The organism is Marinomonas sp. NPDC078689, from assembly GCF_044542435.1.
GTDB lineage: Bacteria > Pseudomonadota > Gammaproteobacteria > Pseudomonadales > Marinomonadaceae > Marinomonas > Marinomonas arenicola.
Genome location: NZ_JBITUJ010000007.1, coordinates 215,461 through 237,308, shown reverse-complemented (window position 1 = coordinate 237,308; position 21,848 = coordinate 215,461). Strand labels below are relative to the sequence as shown.

18 protein-coding genes and 1 pseudogene are annotated in these 21,848 nt (G+C 45.4%); 10 read left to right on the top strand and 9 right to left on the bottom strand.

Annotated features, from left to right (window positions below; all coding sequences use genetic code 11):
• The first annotated feature begins 179 nt into the window (after positions 1–179).
• Positions 180–1,331, top strand: a complete 1,152-nt coding sequence (locus ACIGBN_RS13085) for an esterase-like activity of phytase family protein (RefSeq protein WP_396665930.1) — start codon at positions 180–182, stop codon at positions 1,329–1,331.
• Between the two features lie 82 nt (positions 1,332–1,413).
• Here the strand turns inward: ACIGBN_RS13085 and ACIGBN_RS13080 are convergent.
• The 3 genes and pseudogenes from ACIGBN_RS13080 to ACIGBN_RS13070 form a co-directional block, all read right to left on the bottom strand.
• A pseudogene (locus tag ACIGBN_RS13080) lies at positions 1,414–1,551 on the bottom strand (polynucleotide kinase); the annotation flags it as partial.
• A 19-nt stretch (positions 1,552–1,570) separates the two neighbouring features.
• Positions 1,571–3,217 (bottom strand): methyl-accepting chemotaxis protein, encoded by a 1,647-nt coding sequence (locus tag ACIGBN_RS13075; RefSeq protein WP_396665928.1) that lies wholly within the window; start codon positions 3,215–3,217, stop codon positions 1,571–1,573.
• A gap of 212 nt (positions 3,218–3,429) precedes the next feature.
• Complete coding sequence (locus tag ACIGBN_RS13070; RefSeq protein WP_396665926.1) at positions 3,430–3,669, bottom strand: DUF1272 domain-containing protein; 240 nt, start codon at positions 3,667–3,669, stop codon at positions 3,430–3,432.
• Between the two features lie 203 nt (positions 3,670–3,872).
• Between ACIGBN_RS13070 and ACIGBN_RS13065 the strand changes: the two genes are divergently transcribed.
• The 3 genes from ACIGBN_RS13065 (at position 3,873) to ACIGBN_RS13055 (ending at position 6,806) form a co-directional block, all read left to right on the top strand.
• Complete coding sequence (locus tag ACIGBN_RS13065) at positions 3,873–5,174, top strand: methyl-accepting chemotaxis protein (protein WP_396665924.1); 1,302 nt, start codon at positions 3,873–3,875, stop codon at positions 5,172–5,174.
• Between the two features lie 172 nt (positions 5,175–5,346).
• Positions 5,347–5,469, top strand: a complete 123-nt coding sequence (locus ACIGBN_RS13060; protein WP_396665922.1) for a hypothetical protein — start codon at positions 5,347–5,349, stop codon at positions 5,467–5,469.
• A gap of 8 nt (positions 5,470–5,477) precedes the next feature.
• Positions 5,478–6,806 (top strand): hypothetical protein, encoded by a 1,329-nt coding sequence (locus tag ACIGBN_RS13055; RefSeq protein ID WP_396665920.1) that lies wholly within the window; start codon positions 5,478–5,480, stop codon positions 6,804–6,806.
• Between the two features lie 89 nt (positions 6,807–6,895).
• Here the strand turns inward: ACIGBN_RS13055 and ACIGBN_RS13050 are convergent, their stop codons facing one another.
• Together ACIGBN_RS13050 and ACIGBN_RS13045 are read right to left on the bottom strand one after the other, a co-directional pair.
• Positions 6,896–7,657 carry a sulfite exporter TauE/SafE family protein gene (locus tag ACIGBN_RS13050; protein ID WP_133002395.1) on the bottom strand — a complete coding sequence of 254 codons (762 nt, stop codon included), beginning with the start codon at positions 7,655–7,657 and terminating at the stop codon, positions 6,896–6,898.
• A 142-nt stretch (positions 7,658–7,799) separates the two neighbouring features.
• On the bottom strand, positions 7,800–8,567 hold the full coding sequence (locus ACIGBN_RS13045; protein ID WP_396665918.1) for a transporter substrate-binding domain-containing protein: 768 nt from the start codon (positions 8,565–8,567) through the stop codon (positions 7,800–7,802).
• Positions 8,568–8,836: 269 nt separating this feature from the next.
• Here ACIGBN_RS13045 and ACIGBN_RS13040 point away from each other — a divergent pair, with 269 nt between their 5' ends.
• Positions 8,837–10,795 (top strand): methyl-accepting chemotaxis protein, encoded by a 1,959-nt coding sequence (locus tag ACIGBN_RS13040; RefSeq protein WP_396665916.1) that lies wholly within the window; start codon positions 8,837–8,839, stop codon positions 10,793–10,795.
• 92 nt (positions 10,796–10,887) lie between these two features.
• On the opposite strand, the gene ACIGBN_RS13035 is transcribed toward ACIGBN_RS13040, so the two are convergent.
• Positions 10,888–12,099, bottom strand: coding sequence for an MFS transporter (locus ACIGBN_RS13035; protein ID WP_396665914.1), 1,212 nt, complete (start codon positions 12,097–12,099; stop codon positions 10,888–10,890).
• Between the two features lie 106 nt (positions 12,100–12,205).
• On the opposite strand from ACIGBN_RS13035, the gene ACIGBN_RS13030 reads away from it, so the two are divergent.
• Entirely contained in the window at positions 12,206–13,150 is a 945-nt protein-coding gene (locus ACIGBN_RS13030) for a LysR family transcriptional regulator (RefSeq protein ID WP_396665912.1), read from the top strand.
• Between the two features lie 59 nt (positions 13,151–13,209).
• Here ACIGBN_RS13030 and ACIGBN_RS13025 read toward each other — a convergent pair whose 3' ends face one another.
• Positions 13,210–14,070: an ABC transporter substrate-binding protein gene (locus ACIGBN_RS13025; RefSeq protein WP_133002400.1), complete on the bottom strand. Its 861-nt coding sequence runs from the start codon at positions 14,068–14,070 to the stop codon at positions 13,210–13,212.
• 245 nt (positions 14,071–14,315) lie between these two features.
• On the opposite strand from ACIGBN_RS13025, the gene ACIGBN_RS13020 reads away from it, so the two are divergent.
• Positions 14,316–15,524, top strand: coding sequence for an MFS transporter (locus ACIGBN_RS13020; protein ID WP_396665910.1), 1,209 nt, complete (start codon positions 14,316–14,318; stop codon positions 15,522–15,524).
• Positions 15,525–15,660: 136 nt separating this feature from the next.
• Positions 15,661–17,811, top strand: coding sequence for an FAD-dependent oxidoreductase (locus ACIGBN_RS13015; RefSeq protein WP_396665908.1), 2,151 nt, complete (start codon positions 15,661–15,663; stop codon positions 17,809–17,811).
• A 56-nt stretch (positions 17,812–17,867) separates the two neighbouring features.
• Here the strand turns inward: ACIGBN_RS13015 and ACIGBN_RS13010 are convergent, their stop codons facing one another.
• Complete coding sequence (locus ACIGBN_RS13010) at positions 17,868–18,770, bottom strand: LysR family transcriptional regulator (RefSeq protein ID WP_133002403.1); 903 nt, start codon at positions 18,768–18,770, stop codon at positions 17,868–17,870.
• A gap of 105 nt (positions 18,771–18,875) precedes the next feature.
• On the opposite strand from ACIGBN_RS13010, the gene ACIGBN_RS13005 reads away from it, so the two are divergent.
• Positions 18,876–19,604, top strand: coding sequence for a sulfite exporter TauE/SafE family protein (locus ACIGBN_RS13005; RefSeq protein ID WP_341563291.1), 729 nt, complete (start codon positions 18,876–18,878; stop codon positions 19,602–19,604).
• Here the strand turns inward: ACIGBN_RS13005 and rarD are convergent.
• Positions 19,582–20,505 (bottom strand): EamA family transporter RarD, encoded by a 924-nt coding sequence (gene rarD, locus ACIGBN_RS13000; RefSeq protein ID WP_133002405.1) that lies wholly within the window; start codon positions 20,503–20,505, stop codon positions 19,582–19,584. The genes ACIGBN_RS13005 and rarD overlap by 23 nt on opposite strands.
• Positions 20,506–20,844: 339 nt before the next feature.
• Here rarD and corA point away from each other — a divergent pair, with 339 nt between their 5' ends.
• Complete coding sequence (corA, locus tag ACIGBN_RS12995) at positions 20,845–21,798, top strand: magnesium/cobalt transporter CorA (RefSeq protein WP_133002406.1); 954 nt, start codon at positions 20,845–20,847, stop codon at positions 21,796–21,798.
• Positions 21,799–21,848 lie beyond the last annotated feature (50 nt).

Genomic DNA, 21,848 nt, shown 5'->3' with positions numbered 1-21,848 from the left:
TGCTTTGTTCTGTGGTAAGAAGAATCATACCAACTTCAGCAGTTGGCTTCTTCTACACCTGATTAGCAGTGTCGCACTTATTATCTGAATTTAAGACTTTGTAAATATTCTTGACCCTCGATGAGTCCTATCCTATTTTCCAAATTATCTTGATAATCTGAAATTTTGAAGGAAATAAAATGAGAAGGTCCTATTTTTCAATGCTCGCTATTGGGTGTTTGGTTGTATCTATAGATGCTTCTGCTGCTAAGGAAGAGCATTATCCTATTAGTAAGCTAGATTATATTGGTGAGTACATCATTCCTAATGATGCCACTGTCGATGGTGTGACTGTTGGGGGATTATCTGGAATTGATTACGATGCAAAAAATAAACAATGGTTAATGATCAGTGACGATAGGTCTGATAAAGGTCCCGATCGTGCTTACCTTGGAAAAATGACCATCACGGCCAATAACGTCGGCGCTATGACGCTAACAAAAATGATTCCGCTCTTACAGCCGAACGGTAGCCTTTACCCAAGTAAAGTCGCTTATCTTAGTGATCATAAAGGTGTTGTGCCAGATTTCGAGTCCATACGCTTTAACCCTTATACTAAGGGAATCCGTTATACCAGCGAAGGCGATCGTTCTTTAGGTTTTAGTCCTTTTATTCGAGATGCAGATATAGATGGTCATTACTTAGACGAACTGCCAGTACCGGTGGCGTTTAAGTTCGACCCTAAAAATAAGGCTCGTGGCTTTTATGATAATTTAGCGTTTGAAGGTAGCAGTTATACCCCAGATAAGAAGGCGTATTTTGTCGCGATGGAAGCGCCTTTAATACAAGATGGTCCAGTACCTTCGCTTAATAAGGGGGCTTTTTCACGAGTTCTACGTTACGGCAAAAATAATACCGTACTGGGTGAGTATGTTTATCCGGTCGACTCATTGCCCGCCGCGCCAGATGCCGGTAAGCACGCAGATAATGGCGTATCAGAAATTTTAGCGGTGGATAATCAGCATTTATTGGTATTAGAACGCGCAGGTATTCAGGATAAGAAGGGTCATTATCATGATTACATTCGTATCTATCAAACGGACATGAAGGGCGCGACGAATGTGAAAGGGCGCAATAAACTGGTCGCCGGTCAGTTTAAACCGATGCATAAACGCTTATTGCTGAACTTGAATCAGGCTAATTTACCTCGACTTGATAACTTAGAAGGCATTACCTTTGGCCCTAAATTAGCAGATGGACAAGAGACTCTTGTCCTTATCTCGGACAATAATTTCAACGCAACTGAAGTCACTCAACTGTTCGCTTTTAAAGTCATTTCGGCACACTTATAGCCTTCAGGTAACGTCGCCTTGTCATCAAATTTTGTGACAAGGCGATTGAATACAGGTTATTGAGTGCGCATTCGCTTTCTTGCTAGAAATCCCCCGGCGCGCATTGTAAGCAGGTTAGTCCGAGGTCACTCCAGCCTTTTACCACTGCATCGCGGTCATCTAGTACTAGCCAAGGTTCGAATCCATCTTCATGAATTTTCTCTAATAACGCTTTTTTTAATCGTGTCAGAGAGGGAATATTAGAGTTTAAATTGCGTCACGAGATTATCGAGTTGATTCGACAAGCTTTGTAGGTTGCGACTAGAGGCTGTTAGGGCGTCAGCTATGTCTGCCGTTTCCGTGGTAAGTTGATTAATCTCTTCGACGTTACGGCTCATTTCGGTGACGACGAGAGACTGTTCTTCTGTCGCCGTTGCGACTTGAATGTTCATGTCACTGATTTTGCTAATGTGGGAGGTGATTTGCACCAGCGCGTTACTCGCATCGCCAGCTTGTGTCACGACATCATGGCTTTGTTCTTGCCCTATTTTAATCGTCGCTACTGTTTTTGCCGATTGCTCTTGTAGCAGGTTGATCATTTTCTGAATTTCATCAGTCGACTCTGACGAACGGCTAGCTAGGTTGCGTACTTCATCAGCCACCACGGCAAAGCCTCGACCGTGCTCTCCGGCTCGAGCGGCTTCAATCGCCGCATTCAGGGCTAATAAGTTTGTTTGCTCGAAAATGCTACGAATGGTGTCCAAAATACTGCCAATGGAATCGGTTTGTGACGCCAGAGAGCCAATGTCGGTGCTGATATGCTCAATTTCACCAGACAACAAAACCACACTTTGACGCGCTTTATCGACTAAACCTGCACCACTGTGTGCTTGGCTATCGGCTTCTTGAGCCGCTTTTGCCGCGTCGGATGCATTGCTAGCAATGTTCTCTACCGTGGTGCCCATTTCATGGATGGCCGTCGCAATTTGTGTGGTGCGATCACGTTCATTTAATGAGTTGTTATGCGTCTCTTGCGCCTTTTTTGCGACATCATTGGCGGTGTGAGCAAGTTGTTTGGAGTTTTCAGCCACCGCTTCAATGGCGGCGCGGATTTTCTCCGAGAAAACGTTAAAGTGTTGACCAATATTGGCGAGTTCATCATCGCCTTTAAGCTCCACTCTTGAGCCCAGATCAAGGTTATCACTGGCTTGCGTGATGTGTTGCTGCAAGTGGCTGACACGCTTATTTAAACGACGCAGAATTAATAGCGCCAGTAATACTGAGGTAATGAGAGCGATGGCGGTTAACGCGACCATTTCATTGAGCGTTTTGCTGTGATTGCTTGAGCTTGCTAGGTAGCTGTTGTGGCTTTGGGCAAGAAGCTCATCAAGGATCTCATTAACGGCTTTTCGCATCACGCTGTAGCTGTTGGCATATTGCGTGCGGTAGAGGGTTTTTGCTGTCGCCAGATCACCGCTTTCCATTGCGGCAAGCATGGGGGTTAGTTCATCACTTTTTACCTTTGAAAAGACATTGATGAGCGCTTGAACCTTGGTTCGTATGTGAGGATTTACTTGCGCATCGAGGGCATTTTTGAGCGCTTCATCCATTTCAGGAATGTCTTCTGTGCGTGTTTCTTGTACGCGGGTTAGTACTCCTTTCGTGTCTCTCATGGACGAAATTTCTTGCAAAAGAATCACATCAATACCCACCCGCATACGTGGAATGCGAGAGGCCACTTCGGCTAATGAGCGCATTGGAATATTTGTATTGTCTGCTAACTCCTCGGCCTGATTTTGCATGTTTGATAGGCCATTTAGGCCAAACAAACTCACTAGTAATAAGGCAATGCAGGGAATGGTGATAATAGAGATGAATTGCGTTTTAAGAGTCATTTTAGTGAACACTGTATCTTCCTGATGTCGTGATAGGTAAATGAAGTTAAATCTATGTTGAATGTGCGCTTGAGGCGGTTTTAATCTTTATCAGCAATGCGTTTTACGAATTACGAAAATTAACAAACTTCTGCATTACTTGATCGATCGAGAGAATATGGTGTTAATAAGGATTTAACAAGTGAAAAATAAACATGATCTAGCGCGATAAATAGCGGCGTGGTTTAGCGCGCTTTACAGGGAGAGAGAACACGCTTTGTCGAAGGAGGGTGACGCTCAAGCTTGTTGCGAGGACGAATAGGGCGTGGGACAAAGTTACCGCCACAATTTGGACAAATATTATTCAGTAGCGTGCTCACGCAAGTAGAGCAGAAGGTGCATTCAAACGAACAGATCATGGCGTCGTTAGACGACGCGGGAAGGTCTTTGTCGCAGCATTCGCAATTGGGTCTAAGGTCGAGCATTTACACTCCGAGCAGTCTGATCTAAACAGACTTCAGTAGACCATGGCGTTTAGTTGCAAAGCAATACACCTTTTGAGTGATGACTTATATTGTCTGAAGTGTTCGCAAATATCGCTATCGTTTACTAAGTTTGAACAGGACAAATCATTTGTCGACATCCACTAGGAATAGATAGCCATCATGACGGCATAGGAGTAACAGGAATGTTATTTGGCACTCGGAAAAAAGAGACATCAGCAGAGCAGTCAATTATGGCGAGCCGCACGGAGCAGGTGCAAGATGAGTTGAACGCGATTAAAACGAATACGGCTTATATTAGTTTCACGGCCGATGGCATAGTGATCGACGCTAATACTATTTTCTTGGATGTAATGGGATTTTCACTAGAGGAAATTGTTGGCCAGCATCATAGAATGTTTTGTGAGTCAGAATACGCTAAATCCTCCGAATATAAGATTTTCTGGGAGGATCTAAAGTCGGGGAAATCATTTAACGGCAATTTCTTACGCTTTAAAAAAAGCAAAGAGCCCGTTTACCTTGAAGCCAGTTATTTCCCTGTTATTGGTCAGGATGGTCAGGTTTCAAAGGTCATCAAGATGGCAAATGACGTGACCGAAATGCAAGACTCTCTTAAAAATAAGCATGCGATTTTAAATGCCCTAGACCGTTCTTTAGCCGTGATTGAGTTTGATCCAGATGGCACTATCTTAACGGCAAATCGTAACTTCTTACACGCCATGTTTTACGAATTAGACAAGATTCAAGGCAAGCATCATAAGATGTTTTGTGACGAGAGTTTTTATCGAGACAATCCGAATTTTTGGCAGCAACTTGCCAGTGGTCAGCACTTTTCAGGTCGCTTTAAGCGCTTTGATGGGAATGGCAAACTGATTTGGTTAGAAGCCACTTATAATCCTATTTTCGACGAGAAAGGGCAAGTTTACAAAGTGATCAAATTTGCCTCTGACATTACCGCACGAGTGACCATGGCGCTGAATGCCATTGATTTGGCGGCAGCCACCTCCGAGCAAACCAGCCAAGTGGCGACGAATGCGGTAAAAGTACTGAACGAGTCGGTGAAAACGTCGAGCGATATCGCTGACAAGGTCTCCAGTGCATCAAGTACAGGAGAAGAACTAAAGGCGCAATCAAAAAGCATCGCTGACATAGTGGTCACCATTCGCTCGATTGCAGATCAAACCAATTTACTGGCCTTGAATGCAGCGATTGAAGCCGCCCGAGCTGGGGAAGCGGGGCGCGGTTTTTCGGTGGTTGCTGACGAGGTTCGACATCTGGCCAGTAACACGTCTGAAGCCACGGCGGAAATTGCGAAAGTGGTGGAACGTAATCATGAGCTGATTAATGTAATGGATCAAATATTAGGCTCTGTTTCTGGCATTGCATTACATGGCAAAGAAAGCATCACAGACGTTTCGAGAGGGTTGGACGAGATCACGCAAGGCGTACAACGCTTTGTCGAAATGGTCGACAAGATGAAGCCTTAATCAGAAAAACCACCTCTATTACCTTGATAAAAGCGGCGTAAATAAGCCGCTTTTATATTAAGTGACGAAAAATCATCAGCTTGATCTTAATACTCGCGCCCAATTTCTTGATCATGGCTTGCCGAAAAGTGAATCAATACTTATTTCTATGTGTTTTGAAGGCGGGTATTATTTGTCACATAGTGCATTCGACATTGCTATTAATGTATTAGGCTCGCGGTTGGGCATTAATGCCATCGCTTTAGCCATCACCTTTTTTGATGTCACGCCCTTTTCCCCTACTCGTTTTCATTAAGGCACCTTATGTTTCACCATCAGGATGGTTCCGCGTTTTCATTACACAGGCTCTCAGGGTACGGTGTCGCGCTTGGTTGTGGTTTGTTTTTATTGTCTATTATTCCGGGTGTGGGCTGGGCTTATGCGCTGTCTGCCCTCTGTTATTGGACCGTATTTATCATGGCGTGGCCGCGGTTAAATGCACGCAATAAAAAGCAAATTCGTTTGTTGCTTGGTGTGGCTATTATTGCCTTACTGACGGCGTATTTTAACGGCGTCAGTTTGAATTTTTTCAGCTTGATAGAAGGCAACTTGGGGATTGTAGCAATGCTATCCGCAGTGTCTGTATTGGGGTTGCTACCTGATCCCGTTAAGCAAAAAGCGCCGATTCTTGGTGCGAAAGGCGTGGTTAGCACTTGGGCTAGTGTTCATTTATTAGGTGCTGTGATTAATATGTCGTCGGTGTTTTTAGTTGGTGATAAGTTGCAACGAAACACGGGGTCCTTATCGAAAGCACAATACTCAATTTTGGTTCGAGCGCTGACCAGTGCAGGGTTTTGGTCGCCTTTTTTTGCTTCGATGGCGGTTGCCTTGTCGATTGCGCCGCATGCGGAGTTCCATCAACTGGCCATAATAGGGGTGCCAATGGCCATGCTTTCTTGTCTGATTTCGCTGTGGGAGTTCAATAAAAGAGGCACTCTTACCTCATTTTCAGGGTTTCCTCTGGCTTTCCATTCGCTGGTTTTTCCCCTTAGCTTGGCCGCATCTGTACTGGTGTTCCATTATTTTATTATGCCGGACTTGCCGATTTTATCGATTGTGACTTTGTTGAGCCCAGTCTCTGTGATTGTGCTTTTGGTACTGAAGAGCGGCGCCCGATACACTAAGCAACGGCTTACGGACCATGTGTATATCCGTCTGCCGAATATGGCCAATGAAGTGTCACTTTTTTTGTCAGCAGGATTGCTCACTAAGGCCGTCAGTTTGGCCTTGGCTGGCGTATTAGGGGCGAATTGGTCTTTGTTTGATTCGTTTGGTTTTGTTGAGGCTTTTTCTTGTTTTGTGGGCATTTGTGCGATTGCCTTATTGGGCTTACACCCGATTGTGGGCATTTCATTAATGAGTTCTTTAGTGCCGGCTCATGGCGTAGATAACACCTTATTGGCCTTTGTCTGTCTTTGTTCTTGGGGCGTAGGAACGGCAATCAGTCCGCTATCTGGTATTAACTTATCGGTGGCAGGAAAATACGCCGTGGATAACTTTCAATTAGCACGGTCGAATTTATTGTATGGTGTGCTGATGTCGTTGGTTGTTGCTATTGCGATGTACATGCTTGCTTGGGTGGTTGGCGCTTAGCCAAGCGTGATCGGCGAGTTATTCGATAAAAAATACCCACGTCGAAGTGGGTATTTTTTTATCTGTTTTGTGGGCTCGTTGTGAGGCGCTTAATCGCTTAGTAACGCCGCCGCACTGCCACATACGGTCATAATAAATAGGAACCATTTAAGATGCTTTGGGTTGGCTTTAATGGCGAATTTCACCGCAAGATGCGAGCCTAACATGGTGCCAGAAGCGAGGATTAAACCAGGGATCCAAAGAATTTGGTCGTTCCAAATAAAGACCCCCAAAGCCAATGCGGTAAAGCCGATCGTACACACCATTTTCAAAGCATTGGTACGAACAAGATCATAACGCAGCGTACCGGCGAGTGCGGCGATAAGAATAAACCCCACGCCTGCCTGCACGAACCCACCGTACACCCCAGCAATGAATAAGGCGATCCATGCGCTGGGCTTTTCTGACACTTTAAAGGGCACGGTTCCTTCTGGTGGCGCGATTAAGGTTGGGCGGACTATCATAATCAGCGTCATGCCTATCATGGCGCTTAATAATAACGGTTTGAGCCAAGTTTCAGGTGCGTAGCTGGCAGCAAAGGCGCCTACTACACCACCGAGTAAAGAGGGAATCATCACCGGCATAATGTCTGCCGTATCGAGTTTTTTTGCTTTTCTAAACCCCGCCACCGCGGTCAAGTTCTGCAAAAACACACCGACTCGGTTGGTTGCATTGGCAATATCAGCAGGCATGCCCATGACCATGAGTGCGGGTAGGGTCAGGTTAGAACCGCCACCGGCCAATGTGTTGATAATACCGGCTATAAATCCGGTGCCAATTAAGAGCGAGACAGTGAAAAGACTGTAGTCCAAGAGAGTATCCTTACATCAACGAATGCAAATAAGAAAAGCCGAGGAAGGATACTACTAAGAAAAACACTTTTATGTGAAGGAAAGAGTTCCTCTGTCTGATTTATAGTCGTTATAAAGCGGACAGAGGTTGAGCAAAAAAGATTTATTGCAGATGATTTTCTTTCATTATCTGCTCATCAATGCCTTTTAATTTCATTTCATCCATCATGAAGTTCACGGTATTTAACAGGCGTTGTTCGCCTGCTGGAATCAAATAACCGAACTGACTTTTGGTGAATGGATTGCCGGCACGAGACGCTTCTAATTTATCGTCGGTTACTTGGTAGTAAAGCGCTTCTGGCGTTTCGGTGATCATTACATCTACCTTGCCGCTTGCCACAGCCTTGGGAACATCGAGGTTGTTTTCAAAACGGACTAGGGTGGCGTTAGGCAGGTATTGATCGGCGAATTTTTCATTGGTACCACCGATGTTCACGCCGACTCTGACTTCTGGACGATTAACTTCTGCCAATGTATCAAACGCGGCCGTTTTGCCTTTCGCCACTAGGAAACATTTACCAAATGTCATGTACCCCTGAGAGATGTCTGCCGCCATTTGACGGGACGTTCGACGGGTAATTCCTCCCATAGCGATGTCGTATTTATCACTTTTAAGGTCGGGCACTAGGTTTTTCCATGTGGTTTGAACAAACTTCACTTCCACGCCCATTTCTTTAGCAAAATATTTTGCGACATCAATATCATAGCCAGTAAATTCTTTGCCATCATAATGCGAAAAAGGAGTGTAATCGCCGGTTGTTCCTACTGTGATATAGCCTTGTTTTTGAATGTCTTCAAGACGATCTGCTTGAGCAAACGCACTAAAGGTAAGCGCAGAAGTAATTAATAAGAAAGAGGCTGAAAGTTTCATAAGTCGCTTTGTTATTCCAAATAAAGAGGTTGAGGGGGGATTTTTTTACAGTGTCTGAATAACTAATAGAATGTTTTCAAGCATAGAGCAAGCCAACTATTTTCACCTTCTCTCTTGATATTGTAAAAATCAACTGACAATGTGCAAAAAATCGATTATTTTGCCTCGTGGTATCAGAGGAATGGCCGTTAATAATTAGTAGGTCATCTTGCTTCACGTCTCAGTAGAGGTGTAGATACCCTTTTTTGGTCAGTTCATGAGAGGTCTCAATGACAGTTCGGTCTAAGATTATTGCGTTAGTGGCGGCAGGCGTTATCTTGCCAGTTTTTATTATTTCAGCTGTGATTATAGGAAATGTTCGCTCTAATGCGCTTGCTGATTTCTCACGCCAAAGCCAGTTAGAAATGGGGCACGTCGACTCTTTATTTTCTATGTACCTAAATAATCTAGCGGAAAATGCGGCTTTTTTTGCCCGTACTCAAGCCTTAACAGAACTCACTCCCGGTAGCATTACCAGCTATTACGATAAAGAATCACAGCAAATGACACCGGATCAAAACTCTGAAAAAGAGCAGGCAGCGTTTGCTTTAATGGACGCGTTTGGCCAAACCCATCCGGATTTAAAATTTATTTGGTTAGGGGCAAATGACAAAGGGTATTTGCAATGGCCAAAGGGCAAGAACGTTGCGAACTACAATCCACTCACCAGAGATTGGTATAAACGCTCTATCAATAGTAAGGATGAGGCGGTACGAATTCCGGCATACAAGGATTTAGCGTCCGGCGCCCCTCTAGTAGACTTCTTGCATGCTTTTGATGGTAAAAACGGTTTCCAAGGCACGGTAGGTGTTGATGTGACTCTGCAAAAGTTGACGGAATTATTGTCTACAGTGAAATTCGGGGGCGATGGTTATGTGGTCATGGTGGAAGACACAGGTACTATTTTGGCAGACCCAAGAGACACTGAAAATAACTTTAAAGCGATTGATAAAGCTTCTTATCCGTATGGGGCGTTAACCTCAGAGGAAGGGCTGCAAAGTATCACCATTGATGGCCAAGATTGGTTTGCACGGGTTCATACATCGCCTCATTTGGGATGGAAGTTGATTGGTTTGGTGCCTGAAAAAGTTGTTTATGGTGAAGCCAATCACTTGTTAATGATTACGCTAATTATCGCGCTAGTGATGATTGTTATTTTTGTTGTGATTGGCTCTGTGTTAGCCAATATTGTGATTCGCCCAATTAAAGTGATGGCCGCTCGTTTAGAAGACATTAGCCAAGGCGAAGGGGATTTAACGCAGCGCTTAGAAGTAAAAGGCAATGACGAATCAGCACAAATGGCGGCCGCGTTTAATCAGTTTGTGGCATCGATTGATGGCATTATTAGCCATGCAAAATCCTCGTGTCATCAGATTGGCGACGTCGCACAGCGCTCCGACGATTTGTCTTCTGAATTAACGTCAGTCGTCTCTCATCAAGTGAACTCAGTCGATCATGTGTCGACGGCGTTTAATGAAATGGTGGCGACGGCCAATGAAGTCGCTTCGAATTGCAGTACGGCAGCGCATGCCGCAGAAAGCAGCGAGCAACAAGTTCAAGAAGGCAATAAACTGATTCAAGAAACCATGGATTCATTGAAAGGCCTAGAAACGGAATTGCTCAGCTCGAATGAGTCGATGAAGGTGCTGTCAGAAGAATCAAATAACATTGTCAGTATTTTGGACACGATCAAAGCGATTGCAGAGCAGACCAACTTGTTGGCATTGAATGCGGCCATAGAAGCCGCGCGCGCCGGTGAGTACGGCCGAGGGTTTGCCGTGGTGGCGGATGAAGTTCGTACCTTGGCGGGACGTACCGCAGAATCGACAGATGAAATTGATAAGTTGCTAACGCGTTTGCAGCAACAAACGAATGTATCGGCCAGTAAAATGGAACACAGTGTGAGTGTGGCGAAAGGGTCCGTTGATCTTGCCTCTCAAACGTATTCCGTGTTCGAGCAAATTCTGGCGTCTGTTTTGAGCATCAAAGACATGATGATTCAGATCAGTGCATCGGCCGAAGAACAGCACTTGGTGGCAGAAGAAATAAACACCAATGTGATTGTTATTCACGATGGTACTGTGAAGTCGAATAATTTGTCTGAGCAGGTATCGCAAACCGCAACGGCGTTGAACGATTTGTCCAGTGAGCTACAAGGAATGGTAGAGAAGTTCAAATCGAGCCACTAAGCTAAACAATCACATTAGCCTGGTTAAAACGCCTGCAAATCGTTATTTCTTTGCAGGCGTTCTTGTTTTTACAAGCGAGGCTATAGCGCGCTTTATTTCGTTCTTTCTGTCATTCGAATAATCAAACTTAATATGCCTGCAATGGTGGCTAACGAAACCACACCGCTCCAGCCTAGGCTCATTAACGCTTGGCTGCCAAGTGCCGAACCTGCCGCCATACCAATAAACATGCCGGTAAAAAATAGCGCATTTAGACGCCCTCGAGCAGTAGGGTCGATGCCGTAAACCAAGGTCTGGTGAGAAACCAGGGCAGCCTGTACTCCAAAATCAAAACCGATTGCAGAGAGGATGATCAAAGCAATTTGGCCATTAGTAGACAAATACGGCAGTAAGAACATCAGTGCGAACGATAAAGCCACCAATCCAGAACCGACTTGAGTAACTCGAGAAGGTCCTTGTTTGTCCGCAAGTCTACCCGCCAGCGGCGCGGCTAATGCGCCAGCCGCACCCGCCAATCCGAAGGCCCCAGCGGTGGCACTGCCAAACCCATAATTTTGATGCAGCATGACCGCAAGCGTAGACCAAAAGGCACTAAATGAAAGTGATAATAAGCCTTGAGACAACGCGGCACGACGTAATGTTGGATGGCGATTCCAGAGTGTCAGCATAGAGCGCATAAGCGCGAGATAGCTGACATTAGTGTGGGTTTCCATGTTGGGTAACACGCGCCAAAGTATCACGGAAATGGCGATAATACTGGCTGCCGCCGCTTGATACATGACTCGCCATCCGACCAGCTCTGTGACCACGCCACTGACCACGCGAGACAGCAAAATTCCGATTAGCAATCCCGTCATAACAGTGCCAACAGCCTTACCTCGCTGGGCATCTGGTGCCAATATCGCCGCCGTTGGAACAATGTCCTGAGCCATAGTCGCCATGATGCCGATGATCAAGCTGGTGACCAGCATGCCATTAAGCGATGGCATAAAGGAGCACAAGATTAAGGCCATCGCGAGCATCAATCCTTTGGCTAGGATGACATGGCGGCGGTTAAAACGATCTCCAAGCGGAATCAATAACAAGATGCCCAAGGCATAGCCAATTTGCGTCAAGGTTGGTATTAGGCCGGTGGCACTGACGCTGGAATGAAAGTCCTGACCAATATTGCCGAGCATGGGCTGGTTGTAATAAATCGCCGCGACACTTAATCCAGCGCCGACCGATAAACTAAAAAGAAGCGAGCGAGAAGGCCCAATCGCTTTGTGCTGGGGAGTGGTAAGGGTGTTAGTTTGCAATGACATAGTAGAATCTCGTTCTGGTGAGAAGCGGTTAGAATGCACACATTTTTATCGTTTGTAGAAAAGATTGGTAGCCACAGGTAAGGTAAAACTGATATACGTTGAACGTATGAAAGAAATAAAATCAGGTGGCATCGACCGTATAGAAATGATGCAGACGTTTGTGCGTATTGTTGAGAGCGGTAGCTTGTCATCGGCGGCATTGCAATTGAATACAACGCAGCCAACCGTGAGTCGTCGCTTACAGTCTTTAGAAGCAAGATTGGGCGCCAAGCTTATTATGCGCACGACGCACGCCATGAAGTTAACCGACGATGGTGAACGTTGTTATCAACATGCCAAAAAGTTACTAGAGCAGTGGGAATCGCTAGAAGAAGATCTGATCAATGCCAATGATGACCCAGTCGGAACCTTAAAAGTTCGAGTTCCTCACGCGTTTGGTCAAGATCAGTTGATCGCCCCTTTGATGAAGTACTTAAACGATCACGGACAGATTTCTGTCGAGTGGATGCTCAACGACCATTCGCCTGACTTCATTAACGATGGCATTGATTGTGCCATTCGAGTCGGCGAGATTACGGACTCGTCTATGGTGGCTATTTTATTGGCCGAAGTCCCTCGCATCATAGTCGCGTCACCCTTGTTACTAAAGCAATATTCAGAGGTGACAACACTCGATGAGTTAGAACGATTGCCTTGGGCGGCCTTGAGTACCTTTTATCGCAACAAAATAACCTTGCAGTGCGCGGCACACAACAGCAGCCGAGAGTTGGAATTTTTCCCCAGATTTATTACCGATAGCTTGTATGCATTAAGAAACACTGTGTTATCAGGGGTTGGCGTATGTGTTTCCTCAGCGTGGGTCATTAACGATGACCTTGCCTCTGGTTCACTTGTCCAGCTGCTTCCTGAGTGGCGAGCAGACCCTTTACCTGTCTATCTTGTGTATCCCTACGCCAGCTATTACCCCGCACGTCTAAGAAAATTTTTCGAGTTGATTCGAGAAGTCATGCCCACATTAGTCGGCGCCAGACCGCCGAGCCCACAAGCATAAAAAAATGACGATAAGGTTGCCCTTATCGTCATTTTTATTTTGTGTGGTTAAGCTTTGAGTTAGAAGGCGTTGGCGACTTCTTCAGCTTGCAGATAAACGCTTTCTAAACCGTTGCCGGCTATGTACCAAAGACCAGGGTTTAGGTTGCTGACTTTGATGTCGCCACCCCCCAGTTTTGCTAAGGTTTGTTTGAAAGCCGCTAGGTCCAATGCTTCTTCTGGCTTGTTGATGGCTGCGCTACGGTCAACTATGTAGAGCACATCTGGATTCATAGTGACTATGTTGGCTGGCGTTAGTGGTGTGAAGCTACGATTGCCACGTTTTTTGGTTTCTACGCCGGCAGGGATAGGGGATGGCTGAAGCCCCATGACTTGATCCACCACAGGGTAATTCCCCATCATTAAGTGGCCATTATTATGAATGACCAGGACAAAGTGTTTGTTTGGACCCACTTTGGCTTTTAGCGCATCGATCTTTGAATGCAGTGAAGCAAGCGCGGTTTTTGCTTTGTTTTCTACACCGAACTGCTTGCCAATCTGCTCTACTTGAGCGCTGAAGTTTTTCCAATAGTCTTTTGTGTCAAAGCTCATGTTTTCTACTTTAGCGAGTTTTTTTAGCTCCGCTTCGTGGCTTTGTTGGCGCCCAGAAATCATGATAAGCGTTGGTTTTGCTGTGCCCGCGGCGGTGATGTCGATATTTTTGGCGTTGCCCACGTCTACGTATTGGTCGGTATTATAGGCGGCAAGATAATGTGGCAGAGTTTGTTTGGGAACCGCTACGACTTGGTTTGCTAACCCTAACTCTGTGAGCGTGTCTAAACTGCCGTAATCAAAACTCACAATCCGCTCAGGCTGAGAGGCCATGACCAGTTGACTGGCAAGCATTAACGCACTGGAAACCACAACATTTTTGATCTTCATCACACACTCCGACTCGTTCGTTATTTTAATAAATGATAATCATTATCTCACAATGTAAGTGATCTGAAATCGGCCAAAACAGAGACGCACTGTTGCGTGGTATAAAACACGATAGAATGAAACCTATCTTTTTTATTCATTGGGCATCAAGCCGCGCTTTTTTACATTAGAATAGCGCCAAAACCTTGACCGATAGGTCAACGTTTAATGTTTATTGAACGGATTGTTTATAAAAAGGGCGTTAAATGACAGTGCACACCTCTCCATATGATACGAAAACGGCATGGCTGGAAGTAATGCTGCTATGGGCGGCAGGGATATCAGTGGCAATGCAATTTGCCAAGTTTTCCATTTCTTATGATGCGTTACTGGCGTATTACCAAGAAGGCGCAACACTCACCGGTGCGGCGATTTCCGTAGTGGGTGTGATCGGGCTTATTTTTGGTGTCTCGGCGGGGGTTGTTGTCGGCCGTGTTGGTTATCGACGTGCCCTGATTGGGGCCTTGGCATTAGGCTCAGTGATGTCCTTTTTAGAAGCCTTGATGCCAAATTTTGAGCTGATGATGGTGTGCCGTGTGATCGAAGGCTTTTCTCAATTGGGTGTCGTTGTCGCTGCGCCGACTATGATTGCTCGCTTGAGTGCACCACAGCATCGTTCGATTACGATGGGGCTATGGGGCACCTTCTTTGGTGTGGCGTTTGCGATGACTGGCTTATTTGGTGACATGATTCTGCGCCATTACGGTATGGGAAGTTTGTTCTTCTCCCATGGCCTCTTTATTGGGGGCGTTGCCTGTGTGCTGTATTTTCGTTTAGAGCGCAATAACCCTTTGTATGAAAACCAAACAAGCACAGTGCAGAATAAAATGTTAGCGCAAATGTCGCAGGTGTATCGTAACCCAAGAAACATACTGCCAGCCGCAATATTTTTATTTTATACCTGTATGTTTGTCTCGTTACTAACGTATGTCCCTCGCTTGATAGAAGACGAACATTTGCGCTCGGTGATTCGTACCTGTTTGCCTTTAATGAGCATTGCAGGAACGTTTTTAGCCGGTACCTTGTCTCAATATGTGATGCGCCCTCAGAACGTCGCGATCATGGCATATTTTTTGATTGCTACGAGCGCTGTGGCCTTGAATTTTCTAGTGGCTACGCCAGTGTTATTTTGCGTGGTTGCCGGTGTGATGGTGTTGTCTGCAGGCATGGTGACTGGTGCGGCGATGTCGATGATTCCGGCACTCGCCCGTAACCCTAATGAACAAGCTCAGACCTACGGTTTAGTCGCTCAGTTAGGGAATTTAGGGTCGACCATTGGGCCGCCAAGCTTTGCGACCATGCTCAGTCTTTTTGGTGTACAAGGGCTGATTTCACTGGTGCTGATTTTTTGTGTTTGTGGCGGCAGTTTGAGTATTTTGGCGAAGCGCTTTAAAAATAATTCAGCTTCATTGTAAGAGTTCGCAGAGTTGGTGCGTCTAACGATAAGTAGCCTTGATCTTATGCCTATGTTGTTGGTGGCGTAGATGGGATAGGAAGTAAAACATTTATGCTTAATAGGCAAATCAACTTAATCTATTTTGGAGTTTAGCAATGAAGAAAATCGGGTTAGTAATCGCTATCCTATTATTGGTGGTGGGCTTTTTCCATTACGACCTTGATCGGTTATTAACGCTTGATGGGCTAAAATCGGGACTTGTGCAGTTTGAAGTTTGGCGTGCAGAAGCTCCGTTATTGGTTGGCAGCGCTTTCTTATTGCTTTACGTGGTAGTGACAGCCTTGTCGTTACCGGGTGCTGTGATTATGACCTTGGCGGCCGGCACCTTGTTTGGTTTGTTTTGGGGCACCGTTATTGTCTCATTCGCGAGCTCTATTGGTGCCACATTGGCGTTTTTGGTGTCGCGTTACTTATTGCGTGATTGGGTGCAAGCAAAGTTCGGTAGTCGTTTAAAGGCGTTTAATGAAGGGGTCGAGAAAGACGGAGCCTTTTATTTATTCACCTTGCGCTTGGTGCCTGTTTTCCCTTTCTTTTTAATTAACTTGTTGATGGGCTTAACCGCGCTGCGCGCTTTTACCTTCTATTGGGTTAGCCAAGTGGGCATGTTGGTAGGCACTGTCGTGTATGTGAACGCGGGTACGCAACTGGGTCAATTAGAAAGCTTATCTGGCATTTTATCCCCTTCTTTACTGTTCTCCTTTGTCCTGCTTGGGGTATTTCCTTTGGTGGCTAAAAAATTATTGGATGTGATAAAAGCGCGTCGAGTGTATGCAGGATTTACCAAGCCAAAAAGTTTTGACCGTAACCTAATCGTTATTGGTGGAGGTGCTGGTGGATTGGTAAGTGCTTACATTGCTGCGGCAGTGAAATCGAAAGTTACCTTGATCGAAGCTCATAAAATGGGTGGCGATTGCTTGAACTACGGTTGTATTCCAAGCAAAGCGATTATTAAGAGTGCGAAAATCGCACAACAAATGCGTCATGCGGAACACTATGGATTAGAAAATGTTGAGCCTACGTTTTCGTTTAAGAAAGTCATGGCGCGTGTGCACGATGTTATTAGTAAAGTAGAGCCTCATGACAGCGTTGAGCGCTATACCGAACTTGGTGTAGATGTTGTTCAAGGCTATGCAAAAATAATTGACCCTTGGACCGTTGAAATTCAATTAAACGACGGTGGTACGCAACGTCTGACGGCACGCAGTATTATTCTGGCGACCGGTGCGCGTCCATTTGTTCCACCATTGCCTGGGTTAGACGATGTGGGTTACTACACCAGCGATACTTTGTGGGGTGAATTCGCCAAGTTTGACGAGCCACCAAAGCGTCTTGTTGTATTAGGCGGTGGTCCAATTGGCTCTGAGCTGGCACAAAGCTTTGCTCGCCTAGGTTCTAATGTCACTCAGGTCGAGCGTTCTGATCGTATTATGGTCCGCGAAGACGAAGAAGTGTCGGCCTTGGTTCAAGAAAGTATGGAATCGGATGGCGTGACCATACTAACGTCGCACAATGCGATTCGCTGTGAGAAAGAAGGCGACATCAAACGTCTTATCGTTGAAAAAGACGGCATTGAAAGTGTGATCGAATTTGATGCGCTACTGTGTGCTGTTGGCCGTCAGGCTCGCCTTGAAGGTTACGGTTTAGAAAATCTTGGTGTAGAAACAAATCGCACCATAGTGACCAACGATTACCTTGAAACCTTGTTTCCAAATATTTTTGCGGTCGGTGATGTCGCGGGCCCTTATCAGTTTACCCACGTCGCAGCTCATCAAGCTTGGTTTGCCGCCGTGAATGCTTTATTTGGAACCTTTAAGAAATTCCGTGCGGATTACCGAGTGATTCCATGGGCAACCTTTGTTGACCCTGAAGTGGCGCGTGTTGGTTTAAGTGAGCAAGATGCGAAAGAACAAGGCATCGAATATGAAATGGTACGCTACGGTCTTGATGACCTAGACCGCGCGATTGCTGAGAGTGCAACCAAGGGTTTTGTTAAGGTGTTAACCGTTCCCGGCAAAGATAAGATCTTAGGAGTGACCATTGTAGGTGAGCATTCTGGTGAATTATTGGCTGAGTTCGTTTTAGCGATGAAGCATGGTCTTGGCTTGAATAAAATCCTAGGAACGATTCATACTTATCCTACGTGGGCTGAATCGAATAAATACGCCGCAGGTGAGTGGAAACGCGCTCATACGCCTGAGCGTATCTTGAAGTGGATCGAGAAATATCATACTTGGCGTCGAGGCTAATTTAGAGCGCGTTTAGCCTCTTTGAAAACGCCAGATAATAGAATGATTAAAACGCACTAAGGTAGCAACTTTAGTGCGTTTTCTTTCATTGCTTCCCAGAATAAGTTCGCTTGATAACTGAGTGTTTGATGCCGAAGCTTGATCATAAAAATAGGCAGCTGGTTATGAGACATAAAGTTTTCTATGTCGATGGTCACTAACGCGCCAGACGCTAGCTCCGCCTCCACCATATAGCGAGGCATTCTTGCCCAACCTAAGCCATTTAATAATAACGACTTCTTCGCGAAGTAATCATTCACATACCAGCGTTTCCCGGTCGGCAGTAAGTAGCGATGGCCACTCTCACTTTGGTTGATTGCCGAATTATTGACGAGAATGTGCGCGGTAGAATAAAGCTGAGCTTGCTTTAAACGATTGCCTTTATGACCCAGTGTTGCCAACAGTTCAGGCGCCACCACAGTGACCACCTCCAGTCGTAATAATTCAATAAAAGCGTGTCTGTCATCGAGACCATATCGAGGGCCAATCGCCACTTCTGATTTGTCTTTTTGCAGGTTTTCATGCACCCCATAGAGATGATCCGTTGTGATGTCGATGGACAGCTCTGGGTAACTGGTCTGAAAGTTTTTGAGGCGCGTCATAAGCTCATTAGAAAAGCAGCTCTGACTAAAGCAAAGGCGTAATGGCGCCTCGGTTCCTTGCGCTAAATTGTGCCCTAAACTTTCTAATTGCTGTACTTGAGACATGAGCTTTTTGCTTTGCAGGAAAAACGCTTTGCCTTCTGTCGTCAGTGTAGGGCGATAGCTGTCACGGTCGAACAGCTGGATGCCATATTGTGCTTCCAGCGTTTTTACCGCGGCACTGATGCTTGGTTGGGTTTTATGAATGGCGTCTGCAGCGGAACGAAAGCTACCCGTTTCAACCACCGCGATAAACGCTCTAACTTGATCTAGCTTCATGATAGATATATCCAATCATTTTAATAACAAAACGAAATTATTTTTCGTTCATTATTTGCCTTATCATAGTGAATATCAAATGAAAGTGTTTTTTTAAAGGAGAAAGTGTTGGATACATCCTTCGTTGTCTTATTGATTGCGGGTTTGATTACGGGTTTTTCGAAATTCTCCGTAGGCGGTATGGGGTTGTTGGTATTGCCCATTGTGATGATTGCGTTCCCTGGGCCTGAAGCCTTAGGTATTTTAATGCCGCTCTATGTGATTACGGACCTGATGGCCGTGTTTAGCTATAAGAACCACATTGCTTGGTCTGTTTTGTTGCGCTTCTTACCATTGGCTTTTCTTGGCGTCTTTGTGGGTGGGCATTTCTTATCGGGCATTGATGCCAGCCAGTTTGTTTACTTCTTAGGGACGATTGTCATCGCGATGATCTTACTGGGTCTGTATCTTGATTTTCGCCCCGCTGGTTTTATGCGAAAGCCTGCTGCGGCATATAGTATGGGCTTTTTAGGTGGGGTTGTGAGCATGATGGCGAACGCGGCAGGCCCGTTATTTAGCTTGTTTTTGTTGGAGCAAAAGCTCGATAAAAAAACGTATGTGAGCACAAGAGCATGGGCCTTCTTCATTATTAACTTATTGAAATTGCCGCTCTATATCAGCTTAGGTTTGTTGTCTGTTGGTACTGCCAAAATGAGCGTCATGGCGTTGCCTGGCTTGTTGATAGGGTCGTTTATTGGCTATCACTTCTTGAAAAAAGTGAATCCGGTTCAGTTCAAATGGCTGATCCGGATCATGTCCTGCATGGCGGCGTTTAAACTTTTTCTGTTTTCGTAGTCATGTCTAACGGTCGTTTTTTTCTGGTATTGCGCAGTTGACGAATAGAATTGAAAATCAGCAATGCCAGAGCGCCCCAGATCAAGCTAAAGGTAATTAACTTCTCAGGGCTTAACGGCTCATCGTATAAAAAGACAGCCAGTAAGAACATGCCACTTGGTCCTATGTATTGGAAGAAGCCAAGGGTAATCATGCTGACTCGGTTCGCGGCGGCAGCAAAGCACATTAGTGGCACCATGGTGATTGGTCCAGCGGCAAACAAAAGCCAGTTGGTCAGGCTTGGGTTTGCTAGCATATTCGACGTTGAGGTGTGCACAGTGAACATGTAAATCAGAGCCACTGGCAGCATTAATAAGGTTTCGACGGCCATCCCTGTGAAGCTATCAATGGCGACTTTTTTTCGTACTAAGCCATAGAAACCAAACGACAGTGCTAAGGACAATGCGACCCAAGGCAGAGAACCAAATTGGATCACCTCAAACGCCACGGCAGCAAAGCATAAGGCGACGGCGGCTTTGCGCACAGGGTCTAGTTTTTCTTTAAAGAAAACCATCCCCAGCATAATGCTGATTAAGGGGTTAATGTAATAACCTAAACTGGCACTGAGCAATTGGTTGTGGCTAATGGCCCAAATAAAAGTCCCCCAATTGACGCCGATTAGCAGGGTTGAAAGAAGCATGGCCAGCAGTGTTTTTTTGGAGCTAAACACTTGTTTTAACTTGTCTGTTTTGCTCATTCCAACAATAAGAATGAGCACGATCAGGCAAGACCAAATGACGCGGTGAGCGAGTATCTCAGTGGTTGGAATAAACGCCATAAACTTGAAATACATCGGGGCAATAGCCCATAAAGTAAACGCCGTCAGGGCGTAAAATATGCCGCTTTGGGAAGACTGAGGCATGACTACTTCCTTGCTGTTATTTAAATGAGCCTCTTTTTACCACTCGGGTTATGAGAAGTCAGTTACAATCTTGCTTTCTTATTCGCATTCTCTGCATAAATGACTAGGTTGTGAGCGTGATAGGCGCCAGCCACGAAGGGTAAAAACGCGTTTATGCTTCGCTTTTACCCGAGTTAAAATTTATTATAGCGCCACTCCTACCCTTCTTTATTGCCACTGTCTTTTTTTCCTTAGATGGTGTGACAATAACGGTCATAAATAAGTAGTACGCTGAAACAGAATGGACGTTCTTTTTGATGACATAGAACGCATTAGGTATCGGTTCGCAGAGGTACGCGAATGTTAAGATTTTTCAGAATTAATAACGGTTTGATCAAAGAAATCCCTAAAGATGAGGGTGCGCTTCCCAGTATGCACACAGAAGCAGACTGGATTGATGTAAATGAACCCGATGAGGAAGAGCGCACGCAGCTGCGTACCTTGTTACGCACAGACTTACCTGAATCGGATGATGTAGAAGAAATTGAAGCGTCGGCTCGCTGTTTTGTGGACCAAGTTGGCATTCATGTTCACTCTTTGTTTTTAACGCAAAGTGAAGGCCGTCACAAAACCACAACGGTTGCCTGTATTTTACAGAAAGATCGTTTAGTGACGGTGCGAGAAGGCGAAATTGCCGATTTTCGATTATTAAGAATGCGCGCCAGAGGCGGCCAGATAGCAGCCGATTCTCCGGCTCAATTACTGGTAACCATGCTTGAGCACAAGGTCGAAAACCATGCCGATATTTTGGAAGATTTACACCGTCAGCTGGAAGAAGTAAGCCATCTTGTGTTGGAAGAAAATGAAACAGAATTCGACTCTGTTATCGCCAAATTAGCGCGTCTAGAAGACAGTAACGGAAAGATTCGTTTATGCCTGATGGATACCCAGCGCAATATTTCATTTTTATTGCGTCATCTGACCAGCAAGCAGGACCATTCAGAAACATTACGCGAGATCATGCGCGATGTGGACACCCTGATGTCACACACGACCTTTTTGTTCGATAAAATTAACTTCTTGATGGATTCCACCCAAGGCTTTATCAATATAGAACAAAATAAAATCATTAAGATTTTCTCGATTGCTTCTGTGGTGTTTTTACCGCCGACCTTAGTGGCCAGTATTTATGGGATGAACTTCCATATTATGCCGGAATTAAACTGGAGCCTTGGTTATCCAGGTGCGCTGGGGCTAATGGTGGTGTCTGGTTTCGCACCCTATTGGTACTTCAAACACCGTGGCTGGCTATAACCAGCCACGATGTTTGAAGGGCTCTCTTTAGCGTGCTAAGAGGGTAAAGA